Origin of the sequence: Pseudonocardia sp. KRD291, from assembly GCF_019263595.1 — a bacterium.
Taxonomy (GTDB): domain Bacteria; phylum Actinomycetota; class Actinomycetes; order Mycobacteriales; family Pseudonocardiaceae; genus Pseudonocardia.
The window spans coordinates 1-2,087 of the sequence record NZ_JADQDD010000493.1; the positions used below are offsets into that span (position 1 = coordinate 1).

Genomic DNA, 2,087 nt, shown 5'->3' on the forward strand with positions numbered 1-2,087 from the left:
AGCGCCATCGCCCGCGCGTCGTTGCCGAGCAGTCCGACGACCGGCGAGGTGACCGCGCCGATCCCGAACTGCAGGGACCCGAGCAGCGCCGACGCCGTCCCGGCGGCCTCGCCGTGGCGGGCCAGTGCGAGGGCGGGTGCGTTCGGGAGCACGAAGCCGCAGCACAGCAGCAGCGCCCACACCGGGCCCACCACACCGGCCAGGCCACCGACACCGGTCGTGGCCAGGACCACCTGCACGACACCGACGGCCACACCGGCGATCATCGCGGCCGTCATGACCTGGCGCGGCTCGAACCAGCGCAGCAGCACCGGGTTCAGCTGGGTGGCGACGACCAGCCAGATCGCGCCCGCGCCGAAGAACAGCCCGAACGCCTGCTGGCTCATGCCGAACTGCTGCTGGTAGACGAACGCCGCGCCGGAGACGTAGCTGAACAGCCCGGCCATGGCCAGGCCGGCGACCAGCACGAGCCCGACGAACGTCCGGTCCCTGAGCAGCGAGCCGTAGGTGCGCATCGTCGGCCCGAACCGGGCGCTGCGACGGCGGTGCGGTGGCAACGTCTCTGGCAGGCCGGTCGTCACCACGACGAGCATGACCAGGCCGTACACGGCCAGGAACACGAACACCCCGCGCCAGGACACCCAGTTCAGCAGCAGCCCACCCAGGGTCGGGGCGATCACCGGGAACGCGCCCATCACCAGGATCAGGCGGGAGAGCATCGTGGCCGCGGCCCGGCCGACGAACAGGTCGCGCACGATCGCGAGGCCGACCACGGCCCCGGCGGAGGCGCCGACGCCCTGCAGCACCCGCAGCACGCCCAGCACCTCGATGCTCGGCGCGACGAAGACCGCGGCCGAGGCCACCACGTGCAGTGCGGCACCGGCGATCAGCGGGCGCCGCCTGCCCCACGCGTCGGACAGCGGGCCGATCAGGATCTGGCCGAGCGCGAGTCCGACCAGGGTTCCGGTCAGGGTGAGCTGCACCGTCGTCTCGGACGCGCCCAGGTCGGTCCCCACCGCGGGCAGCGCCGGCAGGTAGGTGTCGATGGTCAGCGGTCCGAGCGCGATCAGCGCGCCCAGGATCAGAGCTATCCGGAGCCGGCTCGGTACGGCGCTGCGGCCGGTCGCGGTCGACGTGGTCACGTGGTTCCCCCTCGCGGGCCACGACGTGTGCGGCCCGTAACGGTCAACGTGGTCGGCGGCCGGCGTCATTCCCGATCGGGTGGCGGTGAGCAGTGCCACACGGTCCTCGTCCGTACCGTCCTCAGCCCAGCGCGCTGCAGGTCACGGCGGCCGAGCCGGCGGCTCCGCCGGTCGGTCGTGCGGTGCGGGTGTCCAGCACCCGTCCGTCGCTCCCGGTGATCGTGCAGGTCAGGTCCCCGCCGGAGCCGGGGTTCGTGTAGGCGGTCAGAGTGCTGGAGCCGGAGCCGTCCTGTGCCCCGCCGATCGTGCGGTCCCAGGGGAGCCGGCCGGCCTGGTCGCCGCCGGACGAGCCGTCGACGCTCCACATGACCGTCGCGCCGGGGGCGCTGCCGGAGAGCCGGAACGTGTAGCCGGGCGCAGTGGAGATGTCCGCGGCCGGCGCGGCGGCCGGGAGCCGCACGCCGAGGTCCTCCAGGTCGCCGACGAACGCGCCGGTCGCCCGGACGAGGATCACCACACCGGCGACGCCCACCCCGAGCGTGATCAGGCCGAGCGCGGTGCCGATCGCCGACATGGTCCGGTTCGTGGCCACCCCGCGACGGGCCCGCGAGCAGCCCAGCAGGCCGAACACGACCGCGAGCGCGCCCAGCAGCGCCGCGACGATGCCGGTCAGCGGGATCAGGGCGAACGGGAGCCCGACCAGGGCCAGGCACAGCGCGGCGACGCCGAAGCCGTTGCGCGGCGCGACCGGTGCGAGCCGGTGGGCCCACTGCGGCGCGGCCCCGACCGCCGCGCGGTGCTGCTGCGGGTGGCCCGCGCCGTGCCGGGCGCCGGCCCCGCCGGTGCCGAACGGCGGTGTGCCGAACGGGGGCACCGAGGCCAGCAGTGCCTCGGTCACCGCGTCCGACCGCTGCACCGTAGGGGAGACCTCCACCCGTGGCACCG

2 protein-coding genes are annotated in these 2,087 nt (G+C 74.7%); both read right to left on the bottom strand.

The window, feature by feature from the left end; genetic code table 11:
• Positions 1 to 1,142: multidrug effflux MFS transporter (locus I4I78_RS32130; RefSeq protein WP_308252481.1), on the bottom strand; the 1,142-nt coding region annotated here is incomplete at its 3' end.
• A gap of 121 nt (positions 1,143 to 1,263) precedes the next feature.
• The coding region (locus tag I4I78_RS32135; RefSeq protein WP_218615270.1) for a hypothetical protein at positions 1,264 to 2,087 on the bottom strand (824 nt) is incomplete at its 5' end.